The following is a 22,701-nucleotide window of genomic DNA, read 5'->3' on the forward strand; positions in this document are numbered from 1 at the left end:
GAATGTGAATCTACTCTACGAAGCCGTATCCAGCACCTCGTCCCCATCATCGGCCATACTCTTCGCCAGCTTCTCGATATTTAAGCTTCTCGCTGAGGCGTCGAAAATCTCGCGGTAGGTGCCTTTCATATCGTAGAGTTCGTCGTGGGTGCCGCGTTCTACCATGTGGCCTTTTTTCATAACGTAGATGCAGTCCGAATCCACGATTTGGGCGAGGCTATGGGAGATGATAACCACCGTGCGGCCCTGCTTGATGGCGTCGAGCGAGTTTTTGATTTGCTCGGTGGCGATGGCGTCGAGGCTGGCGGTGGGCTCGTCGAGGAAGATGATGGGCGGGTTTTTGAGGAAGAGCCGGGCGATGGCGATGCGCTGCTGCTGGCCGCCGCTGAGCTGCTGGGCATCGGATTCGTACTGGCGCGGTAGGTCCAGAATCTGGTCGTGCAGGTAGGCCTGGCGGGCGGCGGCTTCGATGTCGGCCTGGGTGGCGTGGAAGTCGCCGTAACGGATATTTTCTTCGATGGTGCCCTTGAAAATGTGGTTTTTCTGGAGCACCAGGCCGATTTCCTGGCGCAGGGCGAAGGTATCGTACTCGGCCAGCGGGTAGCCGTCGAGCAGGATTTCGCCGCTGTCGGGGCGGTAGAACTGGCAGAGCAGGTTGATGATGGTGCTTTTGCCCGCGCCGCTGAGGCCCACCAGCGCGGTGGTTTTGCCGGCCTCGATGCGGAGGCTCACGTCGTGCAGGGCGGCCGTGCCGCTGGGGTAGGTGAAGTTGACATTGCGCAGCTCGAACTGGCCGCGCAGGTCGGCGTCGGGGGCCAGTGGGCCGGGGCGTTCGCGCTGGTCGTCGGCGTCGAGGATGGCGAAGAAGCCTTCAGAGTATGTCAGGGCCTCGTTCATCTCGTCGTAGATGCGGTGGAGCTGCCGGATGGGCGCCGACACGTTGTTGAACAGCAAAATGTGGAACATGATGGCCCCGATGGAAATCTGGCGGCCGAGCACGAGGTAGGCCGTGAGCACGATGATGGCCACCACGCCAATCTGCTCGACGAAGGTTTTGAGGCCGTCGAAGCGGAAGTTGGTTTTGCGGGTTAGGAGCTGGGCGGCTTCGAGGCGGCTTTGCACTGCTGCTTGTTTCGTGCCCTCGTAGGGCTCGCGCACGAAGCTTTTGATGACCACAATGCTGTCGATAATGCTGATGAGGCCGTGGTTTTTCTCCTCGCGCAGGCGCTGGAGGCCGCGCCGCACACCCTGCAATTTGGCGGCCTGCGCGTAGCTGAGCCAGAAATACACCGGCAACACGGCCAGCGCCACCAGCCCCACCCACTTGTTGTTCAGGAAAATGACCACCAGCGCCACAATGGCATTGGCGAAGAGCGGCATGATGTCGATGAAGAAATTTTGCACCAGCTTCATGAGGCTCTCCACGCCCCGGTCGATGCGGGTCTGGAGCTTGCCGGTCTGGTTGCCGTCGTCGGAGAAAAAGCCGAGCTGGTAGCTGAGAATCTTGCTCACGGCCGTCTGGGCCAGCACGCCGGAAATGTGGATGCGGATTTTCTCGCCGAAATACTTCTGCCCGAACTGGATGAAGGTGTTGATGATTTCCTTGCTCAGCAGCAGCCCGCTCACCCAGGCCAGCAGCGTCCAGCCCTGGGCCAGGCCCTCGCCGCGGTCCAGCATGCCCTGCACGGTGTCCACGGTGTAGCGCAGCACGAAGGGGTTGACCTGCGCGGCCAGCGAGCCCACCAGCGTGAGCAGCAGCGTGGCAATGACGAGGCGGCGGTAGGGCCGCACAAAGGGCAGCAGGCGTTGGATAATCTGCCAGAGGCTCATCTAATCGGGGGCTGGGTGAAGCCGGTTAGACGAGTGGGGTGGGGGCGGGGTTATTTTACGCTTCGCCAATGGGTTGAGGTGGACCAAAGCCTCCACCTAATTTCCCGCCGAATTTTATAATTGAAAGCATTCGCTCTACAGCCCGATACAAATAATCCTGATTGCACCAGTATTCTTCGAACTCGCCATAGCGCCTGTAAGGCGAAATGTTGAAGCCATCTTCAATATCATTGTACCAAATGATATGCCTGCCGCAAACGGCTACTACCCAAAATCCACCACCTTCTTTACCATATTCTTCCTGCGTCCACTTCTCAGGAAATATTTGAATCAATTCCCAAAGCCGTAAGATTTCGCCGTGCATTTCTTCTTCTGAGCGCAGAATTTCATCATACAGCTTTTCGATAGTTATAGACTCCCAAGTCATCATCAATTTTAGTTTGATTACATTTCAATTGAAACGAATTTAGGGGTTTTCGGGGTACCTGTTCCTGGCGCGAGTTTAGCGCAGCGTAACTCGTGCCCACTATCGGGTAAGGCATGTGCTGCTTAACAGCATGGTTTATGCCAGCGCAACTTTTCCCAAACCTCCCTTGCCGCTGGCGCGGCAAGGGAGGCGCAGCCTCCCCACCATAATCGGCACGAGTTACGCTGCGCTAAACTCGCGCCAGCAGGGCCAGCAGGACCAGTAAAAGGGTAATTACTGCGAAATACGAAATGTTGAACATTCAATAAATAATTAAATGAGTGCTAATTAAAGATGGATAAAATTATTAATTAGCACATAATCTGCTGATTGTTGCTGAAAGTGGAGAAAAATAACATGAGCTATTAACTGCTCATTCTCAACTGTTCAGACACCTGTTTCGTCGATTAGAAGAAAGTGATAGTCGATAAAAAGGACAACGCAGGCAATAATTCTTCCGTTTTCGGAGTTACTGTTTCAGTAGCAAGCAGCTACCGCTGGCGCAAAACGCCATGTGCACGTACCACCATTACCACCTTTTTTATGCTGCGTACCGCCCTGTTATTTTTCTGCATGTTGGGCTTTTTGGCCTCCGAATCTTACGCCGCGCCGGCCACGGCAGCCACGTCGCGACCCATTCATCGGCGCAAGCCCACTGCTGGCAACTACGTGCCGGTGTACCGCTACTATCGCGGCCACAGCAACCAAAAAAGAGGCTTCTTTGGCCTGTTCAAGCACCGCTCCAAGGCGGCCAAGCGGCATAGCTCGGCACCGCGCGTGGCCCGGGGCGGCCGGGCTCACCGCACGCTGTAGCGCTGGAGCTTCCCCAAAAACGAATAATGAAAAGGCTACTCCTGCATCAGGAGTAGCCTTTTGCTTTTCAGGACTCCGGCCCCGGACGCCCCACGGGACGCAATGCACCAAAACGCAACAACGCCCCGGCCAGCTGGCCGGGGCGTTGTGTTTTCAGCTGCCGAAGCCGCTTTATTTATCGGTTTTTACTTTGATTTTGTCACCGTCGGTCGACTTGGCTTTCATTTTCTTCATATCCGGGCCGCCCATTTCGGGGCCGCCGCCGCGGTTCTTGCGGTCAGCCTGCATGGTGGTGTACTTGTTGTACTGGTCGGCGGTCAGTACTCCCTTAAACTGGGCGTCATACTTGGCGCGGCCGGCCTGCATTTGCTCGCGCATCTGGTCGCGGTTGCCGGCGTCGCGACCCTGGCCGCGCATGGCCTGCATTTCCTGGTCGCGGGCCAGCATAATCTGCTGCACCTTGGCCGTCTGGTCAGTATTGAGGCCGAGCTCTTTGGTCATCCGGTCGGCCTGGCGCTTGGCCATTTCATCAGGCGAGCCTTGCTGGCGGCCCCGGCCCTGCATGGCGCCGGCATCGTTGGGGGTGGTGGTTTGGGCGGCAGCAGTGCCAACGGTGAGGGCGAAAGCAGCCAGCAGGGGAAACAGAAACTTTTTCATGGATTGGGTTGGGGAAAATTAGAAAAAAATGGGTGGTGGCAAAGAGTTGGCGCGGAAAGTCCCGTTCCCAAGGGCCGAACGGGACTTTTTAGACGGCAGTTACTGGCTAAAGTTTAGCGGCGGCCGTCGTAGCGGTGGGCGGCTTCCCAGCGGGCGCGCTCCTGAGGCGATACGCGGTGGTTGCGGTCGTAGCCGTAGTTGAAGTTTTTGTCGTTGCGGTCGTCCTTGGCATCGTGGCGGGCGTCGCGGAGGTCGCCTTTGGCCTCGCGCAAATCAGCCTTAGCCTCGCGGATATCGTTTTTGGCGTCGCGGCGGTCACCTTTGTTGTCGCGGTGAGCCGCTTCCCAACGGGCGCGCTCATAGTCGGTTACGCGGTGGTTGCGGTCGTAGCCGTAGTTGAAATCCCGGCTGTTGCGGTCGTCGTAGCGGTGGTCGAATGGGCCGGCAGCGGCAAAAGATGCCGTTGAGGTGAAGAGGGCAACGGCGGCGATAATGGAGAACAAGGAAGCTTTCATGGTTTCTGAAGGAAATGCAAGGGAGAAATGGTGGGGAAGCGCTGGGTTCGGCTGCTGCAGGCAGCGGGCTCCTGAATGTGAGAATCGACTCATCCTGCCAGGGTATTTGCAAACCACCGGCCACATCCCGCCCGGAAATAAAAAGGTGGACGGACGGGCCGGAAACCCCGACCAGACCGTCCACTTCCCGGACTTAAATACCATTTGAACAGGTCGAAATTGTCATTTCTCCCGCCTCGGAACGACCGTTTATCTACTCCACCAGCCCCAGCGTGCGGGTCAGCTTATTCTTCGGAATCGTGAAACGAAGGCTCTGGTCGCCTTTTTGCGACCGCTCGCGGCGGCGTTCCACCAGCGCCTTTACCTTGTTCTCGTCCTCGTTGCGCGAAAACAATATGCTGGCCGCATCCGCAATCAGCGACACGGCGCGGGGTACCGGCACGCTCACCTGCTCATAGTCAGGGTCGGGCGGGGGCGAAGACTGGCTTTGAGCCCGCGCCCCGCCGGTGCGCAACAGCAGCAATAGCAGCAGAATGGGTAGTTTCCTGAGCGACATGGATAGCGGATGGACACCACAAAGATGCCGCAAATTGCTACGCCGTTGCCCGGCTACCCCACTTTTTCCTTGAATAACCGCAGCGTGCGGTCCCAGGCCAGCTTGGCCGCCTCGGCGTTGTAGCGGGCGGGCGAAGTGTCGTTGTTGAAGGCGTGGTTCATACCCTCATACACGTAGAGCTCATACTTGGTGCCAGCCGCTTTCAGGGCTGCTTCGTAGGCCGGAATGCCAGCGTTGATGCGCTGGTCGAGGCCGCCGTAGTGCAGCATCAGGGCCGCTTTTATTGAGGGCACGTCCTCGGGCTTGGGCTGCTGGCCGTAGTAGGCCACAGCGGCGTTCAGCTTGGGGTCGTGCACGGCCAGCTGATTGGCCAGGCCGCCGCCCCAGCAAAAGCCCACCGCGCCGGTGCGGCCGTTGCAGTCGGGCCGGGCGCGCAGGTATTCCAGCGCCTTGAGGTAGTTATTGAGGTTTTTCACCGGGTCGAGCTGGCCGATGAGCTCGCGGCCCTTGTCCTCGTCGGCCGGCGTACCGCCCACTACCGATAGCGCATCCACGCCCAGCGCCAGGTAGCCGGCCTGGGCCACGCGCCGCGTCACGTCCTTAATGTGCGGCGTCAGCCCCCGGTTTTCGTGGATGACGACCACCGCGCCGCGCTTCTGCCGGCCCTTGGGGTGCACCAGGTAGCCGCGCACGGGGCTGCCATCGCCAATCCAGGCCACTTCCTCGGCTTCCAAATCATCGGCCCCGGGCGCAATGGTGGCGGCCGCCGCATAGCCCGGCTCCAGCACCGAGAGCGCCGTGAGGGCCAGCGCCGTGCCCCCGGCCAGCTTTATCAGCCGGTCCATAAATTCCTTGCGGGTGAGCGGGACGTGGGTATACTCGTCGAAAAGATTGATGATGCGCTGGTCCATGAGGCTAAATATAAGGGGTTTGGAAGCCGGATTATTCTTCCCGATGCACGGTATCGGGGCTAAACGCCGGCACACAAATGGACCAGTACTCGCATTCCGCATCGAAGGGGTTGGAATAGCGCACCCGGGCGCCGCCCTTTATCAGCAGGGCCTGGCCGGCTTGTAGCTCCACGATATCGCCATCGATTTCGAACTGCTTGCGGCCGCGCACCACAATCGTGATTTCATCGAACGTGGGCGTCTGGTGGGGTTCGCTCCAGTGGGGCGGGGCTACCATGTGGGCCAGGCTGTAGGCCGAAGTGCCGGTGCTGGCCCCGCCCACATGCTCTTCAATGAGCTTGCCGTCGGTGGTGGGCACTACAAAAGGAGCGGGGTTGAGGATATAGCGTTTTTCGGACATTGTTGGGGAGAATGAAGAGAAGAAAAGAGGTTAACTAAAGAAGCTGGTTTGTTATCGGCGTTTGTCATCCTGAGCGGAGCGAAGGACCTTTTCGCTCTGATTAGTCATTGCTCAGCCGCTAGAAGGTCCTTCGCTCCGCTCAGGATGACAAACGTTAAAAAGACTGCATGACCAACCTGTATTTATTATGCAGATGCAAACTTCTACGGCTTCAGCTTCTCCAGCAACTCAAAAAGCCGCGAATTGTATTTCCAGACAAAGAAATACGGCGTTTGCACCGCCCCGAAGCGCACGCGAATCCGCTCCACGCCCGGCAGCATGCTGCCCTCGAAATCAAAGCAATCCAGGTTCAAAACCTCACTGGCGTAGCGGATGCACTCCCAGGCCAGCAGCACGCCCGCGCCGCTGGCCCGCAACGCCGGGTCGTCGCCGGCCAGCAGGAAATATGCCGTGGTAGCATCCCAAATCAAATACGCCACCGAATGCACCCGGTCCTGCTCATCCACGGCAAAAAACAGCTGCCGGGAGCCCGCCGCCGCCAGCGCCGCATCGAACCGCCGGAACTGCGCGGCCGAATACGGCGCGGGCAGGCCCTGCCGGGTAAAGCTGAGCATGTTCACGCGGTAGAATTCCTCGAGCGGCAGGTCATGCACCACGCGCATTTTTTGGCGCGCCAGTCGGATGTCGCGCCGGATGCCGGTGCCCAGGCCGGCTTCTACCCCTTGCAAATTGCGCAGCTGGTGCAGGCGGTAGGTGTAAAATGTCGTCTGGCGGTATTGCTCCCAGTAAAACGGCAGCCAGTTGGTGGCAGTAGGATAAAAGTTCTGCTTGAAGGCCGCAAACTCGGGCAGCTGTGCCAGCAGCCGCTTCAGCAGCTCATGCTCTTGGGGCAGCCGGCCCCGGAACTCGGGCAGTACATATGGCCCCAGCCATTTCACAAAGGGCGGCATGGTGACGTACCGGAACGGGCCTTTCTGCTTGCAGAAATACGGCAGCGCGGCCACCACGCGGCCTTTTTCCTCGGCCAGCACCACGTCCCAGGTGCCGCCTTCGGCGCAGGCGTCCAGGTACCACGGCTGGCCAAACACCGGCACATCGGGGGCGGTGCGGCAGAAGTCGTGGTAGCGGGCTTTGGCAGACATCAACACGAAGGATTATTTAGCCGGAGCCGTGGCACAGGGGCCGGGCGTGGTGGTGCGCACGCCCGCGTTGGTGGCCACGCAGCGGTTGGTGTAGGTCTTGCCGTCGCAGCCGCACACGGGGTCGTAGTTCATAGGGCAGATGCCCTGCGGGTCGATTTTGCTCGAATCGATGCAGGCGGCGGCCGTGGCCGTGGGCACGGCGTGGCGCTGGCACGAAGCCGCACCCAGCAGCAGGACCACACCCCAAATCCAATGCTTTTTCATGGTGCCAGAAAGTAGGAGAGGGGCGAAGCTACACTGCCCGCCCGGGATTTGGCCCGGCCGTAAACCTGGATATTGAGGAATCCGGATGTCGCCACGGAAAATTTGCCCGTAAGCTCAACCCCGGGCGGAGCCTTTCGTATAGTCAGCCAGAACCAAACGCCGCCGCAAACAAAACGCGTAGTTTTGAATTCGGCCCCGCGCTGCTCTAAACGAACTTTAACCCTCATTCACCCTTCATTACCCTACACCATGTCGTACCAAGAAGAAGACAACAACGCCGGTAAAATCCTTTTAGCTGCTCTCGCCGGTGCCGGCGCTGGCATTATTGCCGGTATGCTGCTGGCTCCCGATAAAGGTTCGGCCACCCGCGAAAACTGGAAAGGCGCTGCCACCAAGTACAGCGGCCAGCTCGGCGAGCAAGCTACCAAGCTGGGTTCCGACCTCGAAAATAAATTCAAAGAATACGCCGGCAAGCTGGAGGACATGGGCGTAACCCTGCCCGGCAGCAGCCTGAAAATGAAAGGCAACTGGGACGACGTCAAAGGCAAGCTGAAGCAGCAGTACGCGCAGCTGACCGACGAGGACCTGACCTACGCCGAAGGCAAAGGCGACGAGCTGGTGGGCAAACTGCAGGACAAGCTCGGCAAAGGAAAAGCCGAAATCACCAAAATGCTGAACGACATGTAATCCGGCTTCCAGCCCGATTATTTAAAGCTCCGCGCCGCAAGGTGCGGAGCTTTTTTGTGGCCCAACCAGCCGGGCTGCTTTCCCGTTAGTAAATAATCAGATTTCTCCATTTTCCTGCAAACCCATGAAAGACGACAAAGGCAAAGTCATTTTCTCGCTCATCGCCGGGGCTACCGCCGGCATCGTGGCCGGCCTGCTGCTGGCCCCCGAAACCGGCGACGATGCCCGCTCCAACCTGCGCAAGTCGGCCACCAAGTTTGGCGGCGACCTCAGCAAGCTGGTAAAGGACACCCTGGCCAAAGCACAGGGCCAGGCCCCTTCCGACCACCCGACCCCTGACGGTGCCGTGAGCGAAGACAAACAGGCCGCCGACCGCCTCCTGCAAGGTCTGGGAACCGGTACGCCTTCCACGGCCCACACCCACAACGAGGACAACCCCGATTACGACGGCTTCGGCGATGATACCCGCCACCGGCCCAACGCTTAAGGGCGTAGCGATAGAGAAATTTTTTTCTCTGTCATTGTAACCTAAGGCCATATCACTTCGTAAAACCCCTTACAATCGCCTTGAAAGAAGGCCGAAAATATTGCCAGCAAAATTGCCGGACGTAGGAGCTTCTACCGACATTGGTTAAACAACTCGGTAGCAAAATCAGACATCCCATCGCAAGCTTCTGCCAAGAAAAGCGGTTTGAAGGGTAGGGAGATTGTAAAAGAAAAGCCCCGCACGATATTTCGTGTGGGGCTTTTCCGATTTTAGGGCTGTCCTGTTATCCTAAGCGGAGCGAAGGACATTATCACATTAGAACAAATCATTCTGACGTGATAAGGTCCTTCGCTCCGCTCAGGATGACAGACGGGCTTACTTCTCCTCGTGCTTCTCTTTCTGCACGTTCTCCGGCTTCATCTGCGGGAAAAACAGCACGTCCTGAATCGACGGGGAGTTGGTCATAATCATGCTCAGGCGGTCGATGCCGATGCCCAGGCCGGCCGTAGGCGGCATGCCGTATTCCAGGGCGCGCAGGAAATCCTCGTCGAGCACCATGGCTTCGGTGTCGCCGCGCTTGCCCAACTCCAGCTGGTCTTCGAAGCGCTGGCGCTGGTCGATTGGGTCATTAAGCTCGGAGAAGGCGTTGCAGATTTCCTTGCCGTTGCACACGGCCTCGAAACGCTCTACCAGGCCCGGACGGTCGCGGTGCTTCTTGGCCAGCGGCGACATTTCCACCGGGTAATCGGTGATGAAGGTGGGCTGGATGAGCTTGGGCTCGACATGCTCGCCAAAAATCTCGTCGATGAGCTTGGACTTGCCCATGCTGGGGTCTACGTGCACGTTCAGCTCCTGGGCGGTGGCGCGCAGGGCGGCTTCGTCCATCTCGCCAATGGCTTTGCCGGTGTACTTCTCAATGGCCTCGAACATGGTGTAGCGCTGCCAGGGCCGCTGGAAATTGATGACGTTCGGGCCCACCTGCACTTCGGTTTTGCCGTGCAGGGCCATGGCCACGCGCTCCACCATTTCTTCCACCAGGTCCATCATCCAGGCGTAGTCCTTGTAGGCCACGTACAGCTCCATCTGGGTGAACTCGGGGTTGTGGAAGCGCGACATGCCTTCGTTGCGGAAGTCCTTGCTGAACTCGTACACGCCATCGAAACCGCCCACAATCAGGCGCTTGAGGTACAGCTCGTTGGCAATGCGCAGGTACAGCGTCATGTCCAGCGTGTTGTGGTGCGTGGTGAAAGGGCGAGCCGCCGCACCGCCGTACAGCGGCTGCAGAATCGGGGTTTCCACTTCCAGGTAGCCCTTGTCGTTCAGGAAATTGCGCATCGACTGCACCAGCTGGGTGCGCTTGATGAAGGTGTCGCGCACGGCAGGGTTCACGGCCAGGTCCACGTAGCGCTGGCGGTAGCGCTGCTCGGGGTCGGTAAAGGCGTCGTAGGTCACGATTTCGCCGGTGGCCTCGTCCTTCTGGGTTTTCACCACGGGCAGCGGGCGCAGGGCTTTCGAAAGCAGTTTCAGCTCCGTGACGTGCACGGAAGTTTCGCCCACCTGCGTTTTAAATACGTGGCCTTTCACACTGATGAAGTCGCCCAAATCGAGCAGCTTCTTGAACACCACGTTGTACAGCGTCTTGTCTTCGCCGGGGCAGATTTCGTCCCGGTTGATGTAGAGCTGAATGCGGCCCGTGGTGTCCATCAGCTCGGCGAACGAGGCCTTGCCCATCACCCGCGACGACATCAGACGCCCGGCCAGCGTCACGTCCTGAAAATTATTCAGCTCAACGTGATAGTTGTCGTGGATTTCCTTGGCGTAAAACGTCACGTCCACCAGGGCCGATGGGTATGCTTCAATGCCCAGCTTTTCCAGCTCTTCGAGTTTCTGACGGCGCAGGATTTCTTGTTCGCTAAGGTGTTGCATAAATTATCTGAACCACGGATTCACTCGGATTTTTCGAATTCCACGGATTTTGTGGACGATTCAGGCGAGCCAATCGGAACACCTAGAAGCCAAGTGCTCAGACGCGGTAAGTAAAAAGTGAACCACAAAAGTACGGCACGAAAAAGCCGCTCCGAAACCGGAGCGGCTTTCCGTTCACAAAATCTGTGGAATCCGAAAATTCCGGGCGAAACAAGGGATGGCGCAACCAATCCGTGGTTGATACACTAAGCGGCCATGCGGTAGTGCGGGGCCTCTGTAGCCAGCGCCGGGGCGCTCGGCGGGGTAGGGGCCAGCACCGGCTCTACGCGGGTGCGCAGCCGCTCCTGCACGAAGCCAGCCTGCAGATGCAACGGCAGCTCGGCCACCAGCTGGCGGTAGCGCTCCAGGCCCAGGGCCTTGGCCACGTAGGTTTCGTGCACGCCGTTGAGGTAGCTCACAATGTTGAGCAGCGAGGCGTGGAAGAGGCGGAAATCAATGTCGGCCTCCACGTAGCGCTCAATCTCGCGGCTGGTTTGCGAAATGCGCAGGCGGCCCAGCAGGTCGAAGATGGTGGTGTAGCCCAGCCGCCAGGTAATCTGCTGCCAGTGCGCGGCCGTCCATTTATCCAGCGGGCGGCCGGTTTTCTGGCTGCGGATGGCCGTGTTGGGATTGGTCTGCACCTGGGCACGGGTCCACTGCGCCTGCATCTTGCGGGTGGTGCGCAGGAACTGGCCTACCTGCGCCTGTGCGTCAATCTCCTTGCTGGCAATGTGCAGCCCGGCCTTGTAGCCGGCCAGCGGCAGGCGGTGAATGCTGAAATCGCCATAAGCCCCGGCCGCATAGAACGACACCGGGCGCGGGTAAGCATTCTTCACCACCAGCCGGCCCACCTCGCGGCGCATCAACTGGCCATTGTTCGAGCGCACGCCGGTAGTGTACAGAAAGGCCTGCAGCCCCGACCAGATGGCGTGGTAAGCCTGCGGAAACGTCCAGTGCAGGGCATTGCGCAGGAAGTTCTCGTCGCCCAGCTCGGCCGTGGCCCGCAGGGCGTACTCGGTGCTCCAGCTGGTGTGCAGCATCTTGGTGAGCGCGGCCACGTCGGCGTCGGTCAGCTCAGCCTGGTGGCTGCGGAAAAACGGTAGGTTCTGCAAGCCGCCGAGGGCATCATCGTTTTCCTGAATGTGATAGTTGATAGCGAAGAAATAGTTGAGGAAAACCTGCGCCGGAATAGACTTGCGCCAGGTTTCGTCAGCTAGCTTCTGCTGTTGCTCATCGGCGATAGCGGCTACCGGCGGGTTGAGCGGGATAATGCGGGTTTCCTCTTGAGTCGTCATGCTAAGTAAACAGCAGAGGGCAGGTTTTTAGTTGCCTGATTGCTAATTTTTTTGACAAATTTTACTAACTAAATAAGTATTGTTAATCAAACAGTTATGTTGTTGCCTTGACGATTGTTGGCATTAGTAACTGAAAGGCGATTTGCTAATGAGTTGAAAGACTGCGAAAGCCATAAAAAATGCCCCGACTCAACCAGAGCCGGGGCATTCTCAATCAGCGAAATCACGGTTAATCCGCGAAAATCAGTGATTTATTTCGTCCTGAATCACCGCCACAGCTTCGCCGATAGTGATGTCCTTCTTCAGGCTCTTGGTGAAGCGGGCGGCCCGGTTCACCTTCACCGTGTCGCCACCCACGGCGCGCACGTCGGCGGCCAGGGGCGAGAAGGCCAGGGCAGTGTTGGTCTTTTGGGCAGCCTCGTAGCGGTCCGAAATGGCTTTCGATTCCTGCTGCTCGGCGCGGTAGGTGCTTAGCTTGAGCGAAACCGTGGTTTCGTCCTTGCGCTTACGCATGCTCTTCACCATCTCGTCCATCACCTTAAAGCTGGAGTTGGTCGCCACGCGGGCCTTGCTGCTGGCGCGGAGCTTATCGAGGGCAGGCGGGGCATCCCAGGTGCGGTAGCGGGCGGGCTGAATCTCATCCCACTTCAGCGGGTAGTCCGACTCTTTTTCGCCCTCATCGAGGTAGGAGTACAGGTCCGGCACCACAATATCGGAGGCCACGCCTTTGAACTGGGTCGAGCCGCCGTTTACGCGGTAGAATTTCTGGGTGGTGAGTTTGAGCGAGCCAATCGGCTTCACGCTGTTCAGCTCCGAAGGCAGGGCTTCATCGAGGTCGAAGATGCGCTGCACCGTTCCCTTGCCATACGTGCTGGTCGAGCCCATAATCACGCCCCGGTGGTAGTCCTGGATGGCGGCGGCCAGAATCTCGGAGGCCGAGGCGCTGTACTTGTTCACCAGCAGCACCAGCGGGCCGCTGTACTGCACGCGGGGGTCATTATCGGTCAGCACCTGGGTGTGGCCCTGGCCGTCGCGTACCTGCACCATGGGGCCGCTGGGCATAAACAGGCCGGCCATCGAAACAGCGTCACTCAGCGAGCCGCCGCCGTTGAAGCGCAGGTCCATCACGATGCCTTTCACGCCTTCGGCGTTGAGTTTGGCCAGCTCTTTCTTCACGTCATCCGACGAGCTCCGGCCGCCGTTGTCGTTGAAATCAGCATAGAAGCCGGGCAGGCGCAGGTAGCCAATTTTCTGGCCCCTCTCAGTGATGATAGAAGACTGCGCGTACTTTTCATCCACCACCACTACGTCGCGGATAATTGGGATAATCTTGGTGCTGCCATCCGGCTTTTTCACCGTCATGCGCACTTCCGAGCCTTTTTTGCCCCGAATCAGGGTCACCGCTTTCGCCGTGTGCCAGCCCTCGATGCTCACCGGCTCGGCCGCGCCCTGGGCCACGCGCAGAATAGCATCGCCCTTTTTCAAGTCGCCCTGCCGGGCCGAAGCCGAGCCGGGAATAATTTCCTCAATGTAAATCAGGCCGTCCTTCTCGCGCAGCGTAGCGCCGATGCCTTCAAAGCGGCCGGTCATTTCGTAGTCGAAATCCTCCTTGGCTTTAGGGGCGAAGTATTCGGTGTGCGGGTCGTAGGTATTGGCAATGGTATTGGCATAGGTCGCCAGGCGCTCATTGGCATCGGTGTCGTTGATTTCCTCGAACTGGTCGTCGTAGTACTTCAGCACGCGCTTGCGGGCTTCAGCTTCCATTTGGACGGGCGTGCGCACGGGCTCGGCAGCGGTGGGGGCTGAGGCATTTGCGGCAGCGGGGGCGGCAGTAGCAGCGCTGGGCTTGGCCTCCTTGGCCTTGTCCTGGGCTTCCATCATTTCCGAAACCCGGCTCAGGGTTTCGTACTTCAGCAGCTTGCGCCACAGCTCGCGCTGGGCCGCTTTGTCGGCGGGAAAGGCGGCTTTCTCGAAATCGGTCTGGAAGGTTTCATCCGTCGTAAAGTCAAACGGCTTGGCCAGAATGTCGCGGTACAGGCCCTGCATTTCCTTGGTGCGCTCAGTCATCAGCTTGGTACTGAGGTCGAGAAACTCATGGGTGCCGCTTTTTACTTCGTCATCAATCCGGGTTTGGTAGGGGCGCAGCTGCTCAATATCGGTCGCGAGCAGAAACTGCTTGCGGTAGTCCAGGTGCTTGAGGTACAGGTCGAAAACCCGTTTCGAGAAGTTGTCGTCAACTTTTTCGGGCTGATAATGCTGCGACGAAAGGCCACTCAGCATGAGGCCAATCAGCACCTGGTCCTTGCTCGGTACTGCCGAGTCGGACCGGCGGAACAGCCGGTAGGATGCCAGAACAAACACGGCTGCCACCAAAAAGGCATACAGGCCGACCTTCAAGCGAGGAAAAGACATTGGCAAGAAAATAAAACGAGGATGAAAATCAAATATACGGAGATTGCCAGGCAACGCGGGCACCAAACCGCTGCCGCAAAAACGCCTGCGCGGTGGGAATAAGTGCCCGGTTTTACAAATGGCTGCCAATAAGCAACTACTAATCTACAAACCCCTCAAATTGACTGAAGGTTGCAATAAAAAAGCCTTTCCCAGACGGGAAAGGCTTTTTTGATGACTAACAGGCCGGAACCTGCGACGAGACTAGTACTTGTAAATCTTGTCGCCGTTGTTGCGGCGGAACTCGTCTTCGAAATATTTGGCGTCGTCGGCGTTGCGGGGCTTCACACCCATCACAATGCCACCGTCTTTGATGCCGCTCTCGTACTCAGCAGCGTGCTCCTCGGGAATGCCCGAGCCCACCAGGGCGCCTACCAGGCCACCCGTGAGGCCACCGGCACCAGCGCCGGCCAAAGCAGCAGCCAGCGGACCGGCAATAATCAGGCCCAGGCCGGGCAGCGCTACCGAAGTACCAATTGCAGCAATTGCGCCGATGATAGCACCAGCCGTGCCACCAATGGCCGAGCCTACGCCGGCACCTTCCATGGCTTTGTCGCCGAGGTCGGTGTGCACGGTGTCATCACCGAAGTGGGTTTTGCGGGTTTCGTCCGACATCAGCAGGTTAACGTCGTCTTTGCCATAGCCACGCGAGTGCAGGGCGCTGTAGGCCTTCTCGGCGCTGCTACGGTCGCGGAACATGCCGCTCATCGAAGAGCCATCGCGGTAAGGCTCGCCAGTTACGGCGTGGGCGGCGCTGTCGGCCGTGTTCTGCACGCCATCAACGGCGCGGCCTACTGCGGCACCAACCGTGCCGGCCATAGCACCACCTTTAGCAGTAGCGCTGAAATCATCGCCGTCAACAGCGTTGGAAACGCTGGCTCCCGAGGAAGAAGAAACGCCCGTGCCCGAGGTAGAGCCGGTGCCCGCGTTGTAGCTGGTGCCTTCGTTGCTGAGGCCGGTGCTGTTGCCCATACCGGTACCGGTATTTTGGGTGCCGTAGTTAGAGCCTGCGCCGGTGCCAGTGTTTTGCGGGTTGTTCGAATCGTTAGTGTTCATGGGAAGGGAATAGAATGTGAGAAAGAAGTCCAGTCATAGCGAGCTGGATATGTCCCTTCAACGGAGCCGCCTCAACGGGGGTTACAGCAGGCCCTAATTCTATTCATTCCGCTTTCTATACTAACTGGTGGGCACAAAAAAACAGTGCATTCATATGGCAAGCTGCTCATTATGAATGCACTGTTATGAAATTACTTTCTTTCAAACAACTCAGGAAAATTTCTGAAAATTTTCTTCATCGCCCCAGAAATCCCGGCAGTCACGGATGAGGCCTTTGAGAAAATCCTCATCCTGTTTGAGGCTGCGCCACTCGCCCATTCCCATTTTTTCGCACAGCTTATAAAAGTTGTCGCCCTGGCCTTTTGAGCCCTGCACTTTCACCAACGCACTGAGCGGGGGACGGCCGGCCTCGTGTTCAGCGGTGGATATTTCGGCCAACATTTCGTTGAGTCGTGATTTTTCGTGCGAAATTTCCAGGTTGAGCCCCAATTCGGCTTCCTGTACCAGCGTGAGGTAGCTCACGGTACCGGTTTGCACCCGGGAATAGCGAATTAAATACTTGCGAATACGACCAATCATGGCAGGGTTACAAATGAACAAAAAACCGTTTTGGGGCTGAAAATTAGTGATTTTTAACTGCCGAACGCAATGTACCGGTTGCAGCTTTGTCAGTAATCCACAGTCTTGCGGCTTTGTGCATGCCACAATCGTTCCTAAAATTCTATAGCGCCCCTTTTTAATGCCAGAAAGGGTGTTTTATCCACCTGAATCTTGTGTAAAATTCAGGTGGATAACTTACAGAATTATTGCTTTTTATATCTTCAGATTTCCTTCAGAATTAATGCCTTTTGCGGCGGCGAATTTCTTTTTGAATCAGCAAAAACTCCCGGCTGCTCTGGCCGGCGATGGCTGTGTTTTCATCGGCGCGGCGCAGTAGGTAGGGCATCACGGCGGCTACGGGGCCGTAGGGTAAGTATTTGGCCGTGTTGTAGCCAGCATTGGCCAGGTTGTAGGTGAGGTTGTCGCTCATGCCATAGAGCTGGGCAAACCACACGCGCGGGTCGTTGGGCGCAAGGTGGGCCTGTTGCATGAGCTGGGTGAGCAGCAGCGAGCTAGCCTCGTTGTGCGTGCCGGCGCAAATGCTGATGCGGTCAACGTGCTCGATGCAATAGCGCAGGGACTCGTCGTAGAGGTCGTCGGTGGCCTGCTTGGTGGGGTTGATGGGGTTTTGCTGGCCGCGCTGTTTGGCTACGCGGGCCTCCTTTTCCATGTAGGCACCGCGCACCAGCTTGGCCCCGATGTAGTAGCCGGCTTCGGCCGCCACGTCGTGGGCGGCCTGCAGGGCTTCGAGGCGGTCGTGTCGGTAGAGCTGGTACGTATTCCACACAATGGCCGTCGAGCGGTTGTACTTGGCCATCATGTCATAAGCCAGCAGGTCGATGGTGTGCTGAAACCAGCTTTCTTCGGCATCCACAAACAGGCGCACGCCGTGCTGATGGGCGCGGGCGCACAGGGCCTCCACGCGGGCTACGGCCCGGGCGTGGGCCGTTTCCTCGGTGGCGGTGAGGAGCTGGCCGGCCTGGATTTTTTCGAGAATGGCCACGTTGGCCACACCGGTTACTTTAAAGACGGAGAACGGGATGTGGGCCGAGCGATGGGCCTCGTCGATGGTGGCCAGAATTTCATCGCGGGTGCGGTCGTAGCTCTGGTCGCTGCCTTCGCCTTCCACCGAGTAGTCGAGGATGGTGCCGATGTTGTATTTGCCCAGCTCGGCCGTCACGGGGCGGCATTCGGCAATGGTTTCGCCGCCGCAAAACTGCTCGAAAATGCTGTGCTTGATGAGGAACTTCGTGCCGGGCAGATTCCACTTCAGGGCCGCTTTCATGAGGCCGCTGCCGGTTTTTACGAGGCTGCCGTTGTTCATGGCCGCGAACAAGGCATACACCTTGCGCAGCTGCGCATCGGACTTGGACGCGAAGGCTACGCGGGTGTCTTCGAAGGAAACGGGCGGGGCCAGAGTAGGGGGGGCAATAGACATAAGCTGCAACTAAAACACGTGGGAATTGGGCCGGATGAGAACAGGGCGCGAAGGTAGAAGGTAAACAACGTTTCGGGGAAACGAGTTACGTTTGCCGGGCTTTTCGGCGGCTGATTGGCCGTTGGCTATTATTTGTCCCTTTCGCAGAATGCTCCCCGCTACTGATACGTATTTCACCCGCTTGCTGGCCCAGAAAGGCCAGCCTATTATCATCGCCGGTCCCTGCTCGGCCGAAACCGAGGAACAGGTGCTGGCCACGGCCCACGGCCTGAAGGCATTGGGGAAGATTGATTTGTTCCGGGCCGGCATCTGGAAGCCGCGCACGCGGCCAGGCTCGTTTGAGGGAATGGGCGCGGTGGCGCTGCCCTGGCTGCAGCGCGTGAAGGCCGAAACCGGCATCCCGACGGCCATTGAAGTGGCCACCCCGCGCCACGTAGAAGACGCCCTGCGCCACGGCATCGACGTGCTCTGGATTGGGGCCCGCACTACCGTGAATCCCTTCGCCGTGCAGGAGCTGGCCGATGCGCTGGCCGGTACCGGCGTGCCCGTGATGGTGAAAAACCCGGTGAACCCCGATGTGGCCCTCTGGGCCGGTGCGCTGGAACGCCTGGAGCGGTCCGGAATTACGGATTTGGCGGCTATCCACCGGGGTTTCAGCATGTTTGCGCCCAGCCGCTACCGCAACGCACCCACCTGGATTTTGCCTATTGAGCTGAAAACGCGGTTTCCGCACATCCCGCTCATCTGCGACCCCAGCCACATTGGCGGCCGGCGCGACCTGCTGCTGCCCATCTCCCAGAAGGCCCTCGACCTCGACTACGATGGCCTTATCATCGAAACCCACCCCGACCCCGACCACGCCTTGAGCGACGCCGAGCAGCAGGTGACCCCGCAGCGCCTGGGCGAAATCCTGAATGAGCTGAAGTACCGCTACCGCTCCAGCGACAATGCCGAGTACCTGAACAAAGCAGAAGAGCTGCGCCAGAAAATGGACGAGGCCGACCGCGAAATCGTGGAAGCCCTGGCCCGCCGCATGGCCCTGGTGGAGGAACTGGCCGAATACAAGAAGGAAAACAACGTGAAAATCCTGCAATTCGACCGCTGGCAGGAAATCTTCAATACCCGCACCGAATGGGCCACTAAACTGAACGTGAACGACAAGTTCGTGGCCGAGCTCTACAAGCTCATTCACATCGAAAGCATCCGCAAACAAACCGAAGTGCTCAACGGCCGCCCGCAGGTGGACGGCGTGGAACACCTCGGGCCGGGACTGTAACGGAGAGCAAAGCAGATTTCTCCTTCAATGTGTCACAACTATCACCAATACAAGCTATTTGAACCCAGTATCCGGCGTTGATAAGTCGCGCTGGGGCCATCATATGCATCAATGGCGAGAACCAGCGTATTGGCATCAACCCGCACGGTTTGCAATACCTGCGTATTACCAGGGTCGGTTACTAAGTAGGTTTCAAGTTGCTGAGTGAGCATGGATTGACGTTTCACCAGCGAATACGGCGTGGTATTCACCACTGTGCCGTTGAGCAGCATGGTCAACTGCCCGGCAGCGGTGAAAACAAGTTTGAGCCGCTGGGCTGGGTCAGCCGGACTGGTTCGCCCTGTCATTCCATTGGTCGAAGTTGTCTGCTGCCACTGGCCTACCAACAGCTGTTCCGGAGTAGATGCCGTAGTGGGAGTTGCCGTGTCTTTCGAGCAGGCAGAAAGGCCAGCCAGGCTTAACAGCAGGGCCGTGGCAAGCGTGTGGATGGAGTGATGCATACTGCCGAAAATAAGGATTAAACAACGGTGTACATTTTTGACCGGTTCGCCTAACGAATGGTTGCACCGGCTCACAACTTTTTGTGCCGACTTTTGCCCCATGGATAATTCCGTCATCATTGGCCCCGAGGCCCTGCCCGCGCTGGCCGAACTACTGTATCGCCCGGCCGTGAGCCAGGTATTTGTACTGGCCGACAGCAATACCGCCCGCTTGTGCCTGCCGCTGCTGGAACCGCACCTGCCGGTCGATTATAAGCTCATCGAAATACCCGCCGGTGAAGAGTATAAAACCCTGGCCAGCTGCGATACCGTGTGGAGCATGCTCACGGAGCAGCGCGCCGACCGCTTCGCCGTACTGGTGAACCTGGGCGGTGGCGTGGTCACCGATTTGGGCGGCTTCGCGGCGGCACTGTACAAGCGCGGCATCCGGTTCGTGCAGGTGCCCACCACGCTGCTGGCGCAGGTAGATGCCAGCGTGGGCGGCAAAACCGGCGTCGATTTCCAGGGCTATAAGAACCAGTTGGGCGTGTTTCAGGCCCCGGCCGGCGTTTTCGTTGAGCCAAAATTCCTGCAAACCCTCGACCCGCGCCAGCTTAAATCCGGCTACGCCGAAGTGCTCAAGCACTGGCTCATTGCCGATGCCGAAGCCTTCGACACCAACCGCCGCCTGGGCTGGCTCACCGATGACTGGACCCCCATCATCCGCGAGTCGGTGGCCCTCAAGCAGCGCATCGTGGCCCAGGACCCGCTCGAAGCCGGCCCGCGCAAGCTGCTCAATTTCGGCCACACCGTGGGCCACGCCCTCGAAAGCTACCTGCTCACGCAGCCCGGCCGCGAGGCCCTGCACGGCGAGGCCGTGGCCGCCGGTATTGTCTGTGAAAGCTGGCTATCGATGCAGCACGGCCTGCTGGGTGCGGACGCGCTGGACAAAATCGAAACCTTCGTGTTCTCGGTATTCGATAAAATTGATTTCGTGAGCCTCGAAACCGAAGCCATTGCCGACTTTGCCCGGCAGGACAAGAAAAACACCGGGGCCACCATCAACTGCACGCTGCTCGAAGGCATCGGCCACGGCGTGTATGACCAGCCGGTGACGGTGGCCGAAATCGCCGAGTCGCTGCGGTACTACAACCGGCTGTAATTGTGAGGTAAGCTTTAGCTTGCCGTCTTATCATATCAAGTAGTCAGACAGAAATCAATTGACTGATTTTTAGGTGGATGAAATCTGATTGCTGACTACCTGCTTACCAATGCTACCCACGGCAAGCTAAAGCTTACCGCACAATCCTTATGCACCTATCCTGGCCCGGCGGGCCGCTACGCGGCACCGCCCAACTCCCGGCTTCTAAAAGCGAAGCCAATCGCGCCCTCATCCTGCAAGCGTTGGCGGGCGGCGGCACCCTCGGCAACCTTTCCGATGCCAACGACACCCAACTGATGCTGCGCCTGCTGGCTGCCGCGCCCGGCACCACTGAGCTCAGCGCCGAAGATGCCGGCACGGTCATGCGCTTTCTTACGGCGTACCTGACGGTTACGAATTGGCGCGGCCGCCTCACCGGCACCGCCCGCATGCAGGAGCGGCCCATTGCCGTGCTCGTGGATGCGCTGCGCCAGGCCGGAGCCAGCATCAACTACCTGAATAATGACGGCTATCCACCGCTGGAAATCGCCGGTTTTGCGGCGGCTCCCGAAACGACGGAACCTACCGAGTTATCCGTGCGCGGTGACATCAGCAGCCAGTACATTTCGGCACTGCTGATGGTGGGGCCGCGCCTGCCCGGCGGCCTGCGCCTCACGCTCACCGGCCACATTGGCTCGCGTCCATACATCAACATGACCGTGGCGCTGATGCAGCGCTTCGGGGCCGATTACTCGGCCACCGGGGACGTGCTCACGGTGCGCCCCGGGCAGTATCGGCCCACCGATTACACGATTGAGTCGGACTGGTCGGCGGCCAGCTACTGGTACTCGTTCGTGGCGCTGGCCCCGGCGGGCTCCGAGATAACGCTGCCCGGCCTGCGCCGTGAGTCGCTGCAGGGCGACCAAGCCATTGTCGGAATGATGACGCAATTCGGGGTTGAAACGACGTTCCTGCCCGATGGTGTGCACCTGCGCCAGATGCCCCTCGCCGCCCAGACCGGAATTCAAACCCTCGATTTCACCGACTGCCCCGACCTTGCCCAGACCGTGGCCGTGGTAGCCGCCGCCCTCAACCGGCCCGTGGACATGACCGGCCTCGAAAGCCTGCGCATCAAGGAAACCGACCGCATTGCGGCCCTGCAAACCGAACTGGCCAAATTTGGCGGCGACCTGCGCGACCTCGGCGAAGGTCGCTTCCGAGCCGAATCCCGGGAGTTTGGCGTGAGCGGCCAGCTGGTGGCCACCTATCACGACCACCGCATGGCCATGGCCTTCGCGCCGCTGGCCCTGCGCGGGGCCCTCCGCATGGAAGCCCCCACGGTAGTGCGCAAGTCCTACCCGCAATTCTGGAAAGAACTGTCTAAAAGCGGCTTCGTTGTTACGGAAGCTGAGTAAAATAGGCGGCCGATTTCAGCAAGCGGCTGCCATACCAGCTGAATAATTCGCCGTCAACTATCTCAATCTTCGCGGCGGGGCATAGCTGCTGAAATTCAGCCGCATGCTTCGCCGCGAAAGGGTAGGGTTCCGACGAAAGGAAAATGCGCTGCGGAGCTGCCTGCGCTAGCTGCTCCGCGCTAATTTCAGGATAGCGGCCCAGCCCGGCGAAGGCGTTGGTGAAGCCCGCCTGGTGCAGCATGTCGTCGATAAAAGTGCCCGTGGCAGCCACCATGTAGGGTTTGCGCCAGATGAAATAGGCAACGGAAATGGGCGCGGCCGCAGAAGCGTCGGGAGTAGCCAAAGCGGTAAAAGATGCTGCAATGGTTTCGGCCATTATTGCGGCTTTCTCCTTCGCGCCGACAATAAGACCGACGCGCCGAATCATGTCCAGCGCCTCGGCCAGATTGCTGATATCGCTCAGCCAGACCGGGTATCTTGCGGCTAATTGCTCTATTCCCTCCCGGTAATTCTCTTCTTTGTTGCCGATAATTAAATCGGGTTTCAGCGTGGCTATCTTCTCAAAAGCGAAATTTTTGGTGCCGCCAACAACGCTGGCACTCGTGCGCGCCTCGGCCGGATGGATGCAGAATTTGGTTACGCCCACCACTTTCGCACCCAGCCCCAAATCAAAGAGCAATTCCGTTTGCGAGGGCACCAGCGACACAATGCGCTGCGGCGGAAACGGCACCGCCACGCGCCGGCCCATCTGGTCGGTCACGTTAAGGGGCAGCGAGGGAATGGTTGGCAGGTCCATATAAAAATAGTCATCCTGAGCTTGCGAAGGACCTTATTACGTTGAGGCACTCGCTCAGCCG

At 58.7% G+C, this 22,701-nt stretch carries 23 protein-coding genes; 6 read left to right on the forward strand and 17 right to left on the reverse strand.

What is annotated here, in order from left to right; genetic code table 11:
• Positions 1–15 precede the first annotated feature (15 nt).
• Together HBN54_RS21020 and HBN54_RS21025 are read right to left on the reverse strand one after the other, a co-directional pair.
• Positions 16–1,830 carry an ABC transporter ATP-binding protein gene (locus tag HBN54_RS21020; RefSeq protein ID WP_168675208.1) on the reverse strand — a complete coding sequence of 605 codons (1,815 nt, stop codon included), beginning with the start codon at positions 1,828–1,830 and terminating at the stop codon, positions 16–18.
• Between the two features lie 55 nt (positions 1,831–1,885).
• On the reverse strand, positions 1,886–2,260 hold the full coding sequence (locus HBN54_RS21025; protein ID WP_210428138.1) for a hypothetical protein: 375 nt from the start codon (positions 2,258–2,260) through the stop codon (positions 1,886–1,888).
• A 579-nt stretch (positions 2,261–2,839) separates the two neighbouring features.
• On the opposite strand from HBN54_RS21025, the gene HBN54_RS21030 reads away from it, so the two are divergent.
• Entirely contained in the window at positions 2,840–3,109 is a 270-nt protein-coding gene (locus tag HBN54_RS21030; RefSeq protein WP_168675209.1) for a hypothetical protein, read from the forward strand.
• A 171-nt stretch (positions 3,110–3,280) separates the two neighbouring features.
• Here the strand turns inward: HBN54_RS21030 and HBN54_RS21035 are convergent, their stop codons facing one another.
• From HBN54_RS21035 to HBN54_RS21065, 7 genes are all read right to left on the reverse strand, one after another.
• Complete coding sequence (locus HBN54_RS21035) at positions 3,281–3,766, reverse strand: DUF4890 domain-containing protein (protein WP_168675210.1); 486 nt, start codon at positions 3,764–3,766, stop codon at positions 3,281–3,283.
• A 113-nt stretch (positions 3,767–3,879) separates the two neighbouring features.
• On the reverse strand, positions 3,880–4,281 hold the full coding sequence (locus tag HBN54_RS21040) for a hypothetical protein (protein WP_168675211.1): 402 nt from the start codon (positions 4,279–4,281) through the stop codon (positions 3,880–3,882).
• A 253-nt stretch (positions 4,282–4,534) separates the two neighbouring features.
• Entirely contained in the window at positions 4,535–4,837 is a 303-nt protein-coding gene (locus HBN54_RS21045) for a hypothetical protein (protein ID WP_168675212.1), read from the reverse strand.
• 53 nt (positions 4,838–4,890) lie between these two features.
• Entirely contained in the window at positions 4,891–5,748 is an 858-nt protein-coding gene (locus HBN54_RS21050; RefSeq protein WP_168675213.1) for a dienelactone hydrolase family protein, read from the reverse strand.
• A 31-nt stretch (positions 5,749–5,779) separates the two neighbouring features.
• Positions 5,780–6,148, reverse strand: a complete 369-nt coding sequence (locus HBN54_RS21055; RefSeq protein WP_168675214.1) for a cupin domain-containing protein — start codon at positions 6,146–6,148, stop codon at positions 5,780–5,782.
• Positions 6,149–6,351: 203 nt separating this feature from the next.
• On the reverse strand, positions 6,352–7,290 hold the full coding sequence (locus HBN54_RS21060) for a GNAT family N-acetyltransferase (protein WP_168675215.1): 939 nt from the start codon (positions 7,288–7,290) through the stop codon (positions 6,352–6,354).
• A 12-nt stretch (positions 7,291–7,302) separates the two neighbouring features.
• Entirely contained in the window at positions 7,303–7,554 is a 252-nt protein-coding gene (locus HBN54_RS21065; protein WP_168675216.1) for a Kazal-type serine protease inhibitor domain-containing protein, read from the reverse strand.
• Positions 7,555–7,803: 249 nt separating this feature from the next.
• On the opposite strand from HBN54_RS21065, the gene HBN54_RS24080 reads away from it, so the two are divergent.
• Complete coding sequence (locus tag HBN54_RS24080; protein WP_168675217.1) at positions 7,804–8,241, forward strand: YtxH domain-containing protein; 438 nt, start codon at positions 7,804–7,806, stop codon at positions 8,239–8,241.
• A gap of 124 nt (positions 8,242–8,365) precedes the next feature.
• Entirely contained in the window at positions 8,366–8,728 is a 363-nt protein-coding gene (locus HBN54_RS21075) for a YtxH domain-containing protein (RefSeq protein ID WP_168675218.1), read from the forward strand.
• Between the two features lie 375 nt (positions 8,729–9,103).
• Here the strand turns inward: HBN54_RS21075 and lysS are convergent, their stop codons facing one another.
• The 6 genes from lysS to HBN54_RS21105 form a co-directional block, all read right to left on the reverse strand.
• Positions 9,104–10,654 (reverse strand): lysine--tRNA ligase, encoded by a 1,551-nt coding sequence (gene lysS, locus HBN54_RS21080; protein ID WP_168675219.1) that lies wholly within the window; start codon positions 10,652–10,654, stop codon positions 9,104–9,106.
• A 245-nt stretch (positions 10,655–10,899) separates the two neighbouring features.
• Positions 10,900–11,988 carry a hypothetical protein gene (locus tag HBN54_RS21085; RefSeq protein WP_235955645.1) on the reverse strand — a complete coding sequence of 363 codons (1,089 nt, stop codon included), beginning with the start codon at positions 11,986–11,988 and terminating at the stop codon, positions 10,900–10,902.
• 243 nt (positions 11,989–12,231) lie between these two features.
• Positions 12,232–14,400, reverse strand: a complete 2,169-nt coding sequence (locus tag HBN54_RS21090; protein WP_168675220.1) for a carboxy terminal-processing peptidase — start codon at positions 14,398–14,400, stop codon at positions 12,232–12,234.
• A 243-nt stretch (positions 14,401–14,643) separates the two neighbouring features.
• Positions 14,644–15,495: a hypothetical protein gene (locus HBN54_RS24085; protein WP_317170261.1), complete on the reverse strand. Its 852-nt coding sequence runs from the start codon at positions 15,493–15,495 to the stop codon at positions 14,644–14,646.
• 210 nt (positions 15,496–15,705) lie between these two features.
• Positions 15,706–16,074, reverse strand: coding sequence for a hypothetical protein (locus HBN54_RS21100; protein WP_168675221.1), 369 nt, complete (start codon positions 16,072–16,074; stop codon positions 15,706–15,708).
• Positions 16,075–16,333: 259 nt separating this feature from the next.
• Entirely contained in the window at positions 16,334–17,533 is a 1,200-nt protein-coding gene (locus tag HBN54_RS21105; protein ID WP_168675222.1) for a proline dehydrogenase family protein, read from the reverse strand.
• A 148-nt stretch (positions 17,534–17,681) separates the two neighbouring features.
• Here HBN54_RS21105 and HBN54_RS21110 point away from each other — a divergent pair, with 148 nt between their 5' ends.
• Positions 17,682–18,809 carry a chorismate mutase gene (locus HBN54_RS21110; protein WP_168675223.1) on the forward strand — a complete coding sequence of 376 codons (1,128 nt, stop codon included), beginning with the start codon at positions 17,682–17,684 and terminating at the stop codon, positions 18,807–18,809.
• Positions 18,810–18,850: 41 nt separating this feature from the next.
• On the opposite strand, the gene HBN54_RS21115 is transcribed toward HBN54_RS21110, so the two are convergent.
• Entirely contained in the window at positions 18,851–19,309 is a 459-nt protein-coding gene (locus HBN54_RS21115) for a hypothetical protein (RefSeq protein WP_168675224.1), read from the reverse strand.
• A 100-nt stretch (positions 19,310–19,409) separates the two neighbouring features.
• On the opposite strand from HBN54_RS21115, the gene aroB reads away from it, so the two are divergent.
• Both aroB and HBN54_RS21125 read left to right on the forward strand, forming a co-directional pair.
• The gene (gene aroB / locus HBN54_RS21120; RefSeq protein ID WP_168675225.1) at positions 19,410–20,450 is read left to right on the forward strand and encodes a 3-dehydroquinate synthase; all 1,041 of its coding nucleotides are present in this window, start codon (positions 19,410–19,412) and stop codon (positions 20,448–20,450) included.
• Between the two features lie 149 nt (positions 20,451–20,599).
• Positions 20,600–21,844: a 3-phosphoshikimate 1-carboxyvinyltransferase gene (locus tag HBN54_RS21125; RefSeq protein WP_168675226.1), complete on the forward strand. Its 1,245-nt coding sequence runs from the start codon at positions 20,600–20,602 to the stop codon at positions 21,842–21,844.
• Here the strand turns inward: HBN54_RS21125 and HBN54_RS21130 are convergent.
• A complete protein-coding gene (locus HBN54_RS21130; RefSeq protein WP_317170262.1) occupies positions 21,828–22,550 on the reverse strand; it encodes an ABC transporter substrate-binding protein in 723 nt (240 codons plus the stop codon). The two genes, HBN54_RS21125 and HBN54_RS21130, sit on opposite strands and share 17 nt — an antisense overlap.
• Positions 22,551–22,701: the final 151 nt, after the last annotated feature.

The organism is Hymenobacter artigasi (assembly GCF_012275535.1).
GTDB classification, from domain to species: Bacteria; Bacteroidota; Bacteroidia; order Cytophagales; family Hymenobacteraceae; genus Hymenobacter; species Hymenobacter artigasi.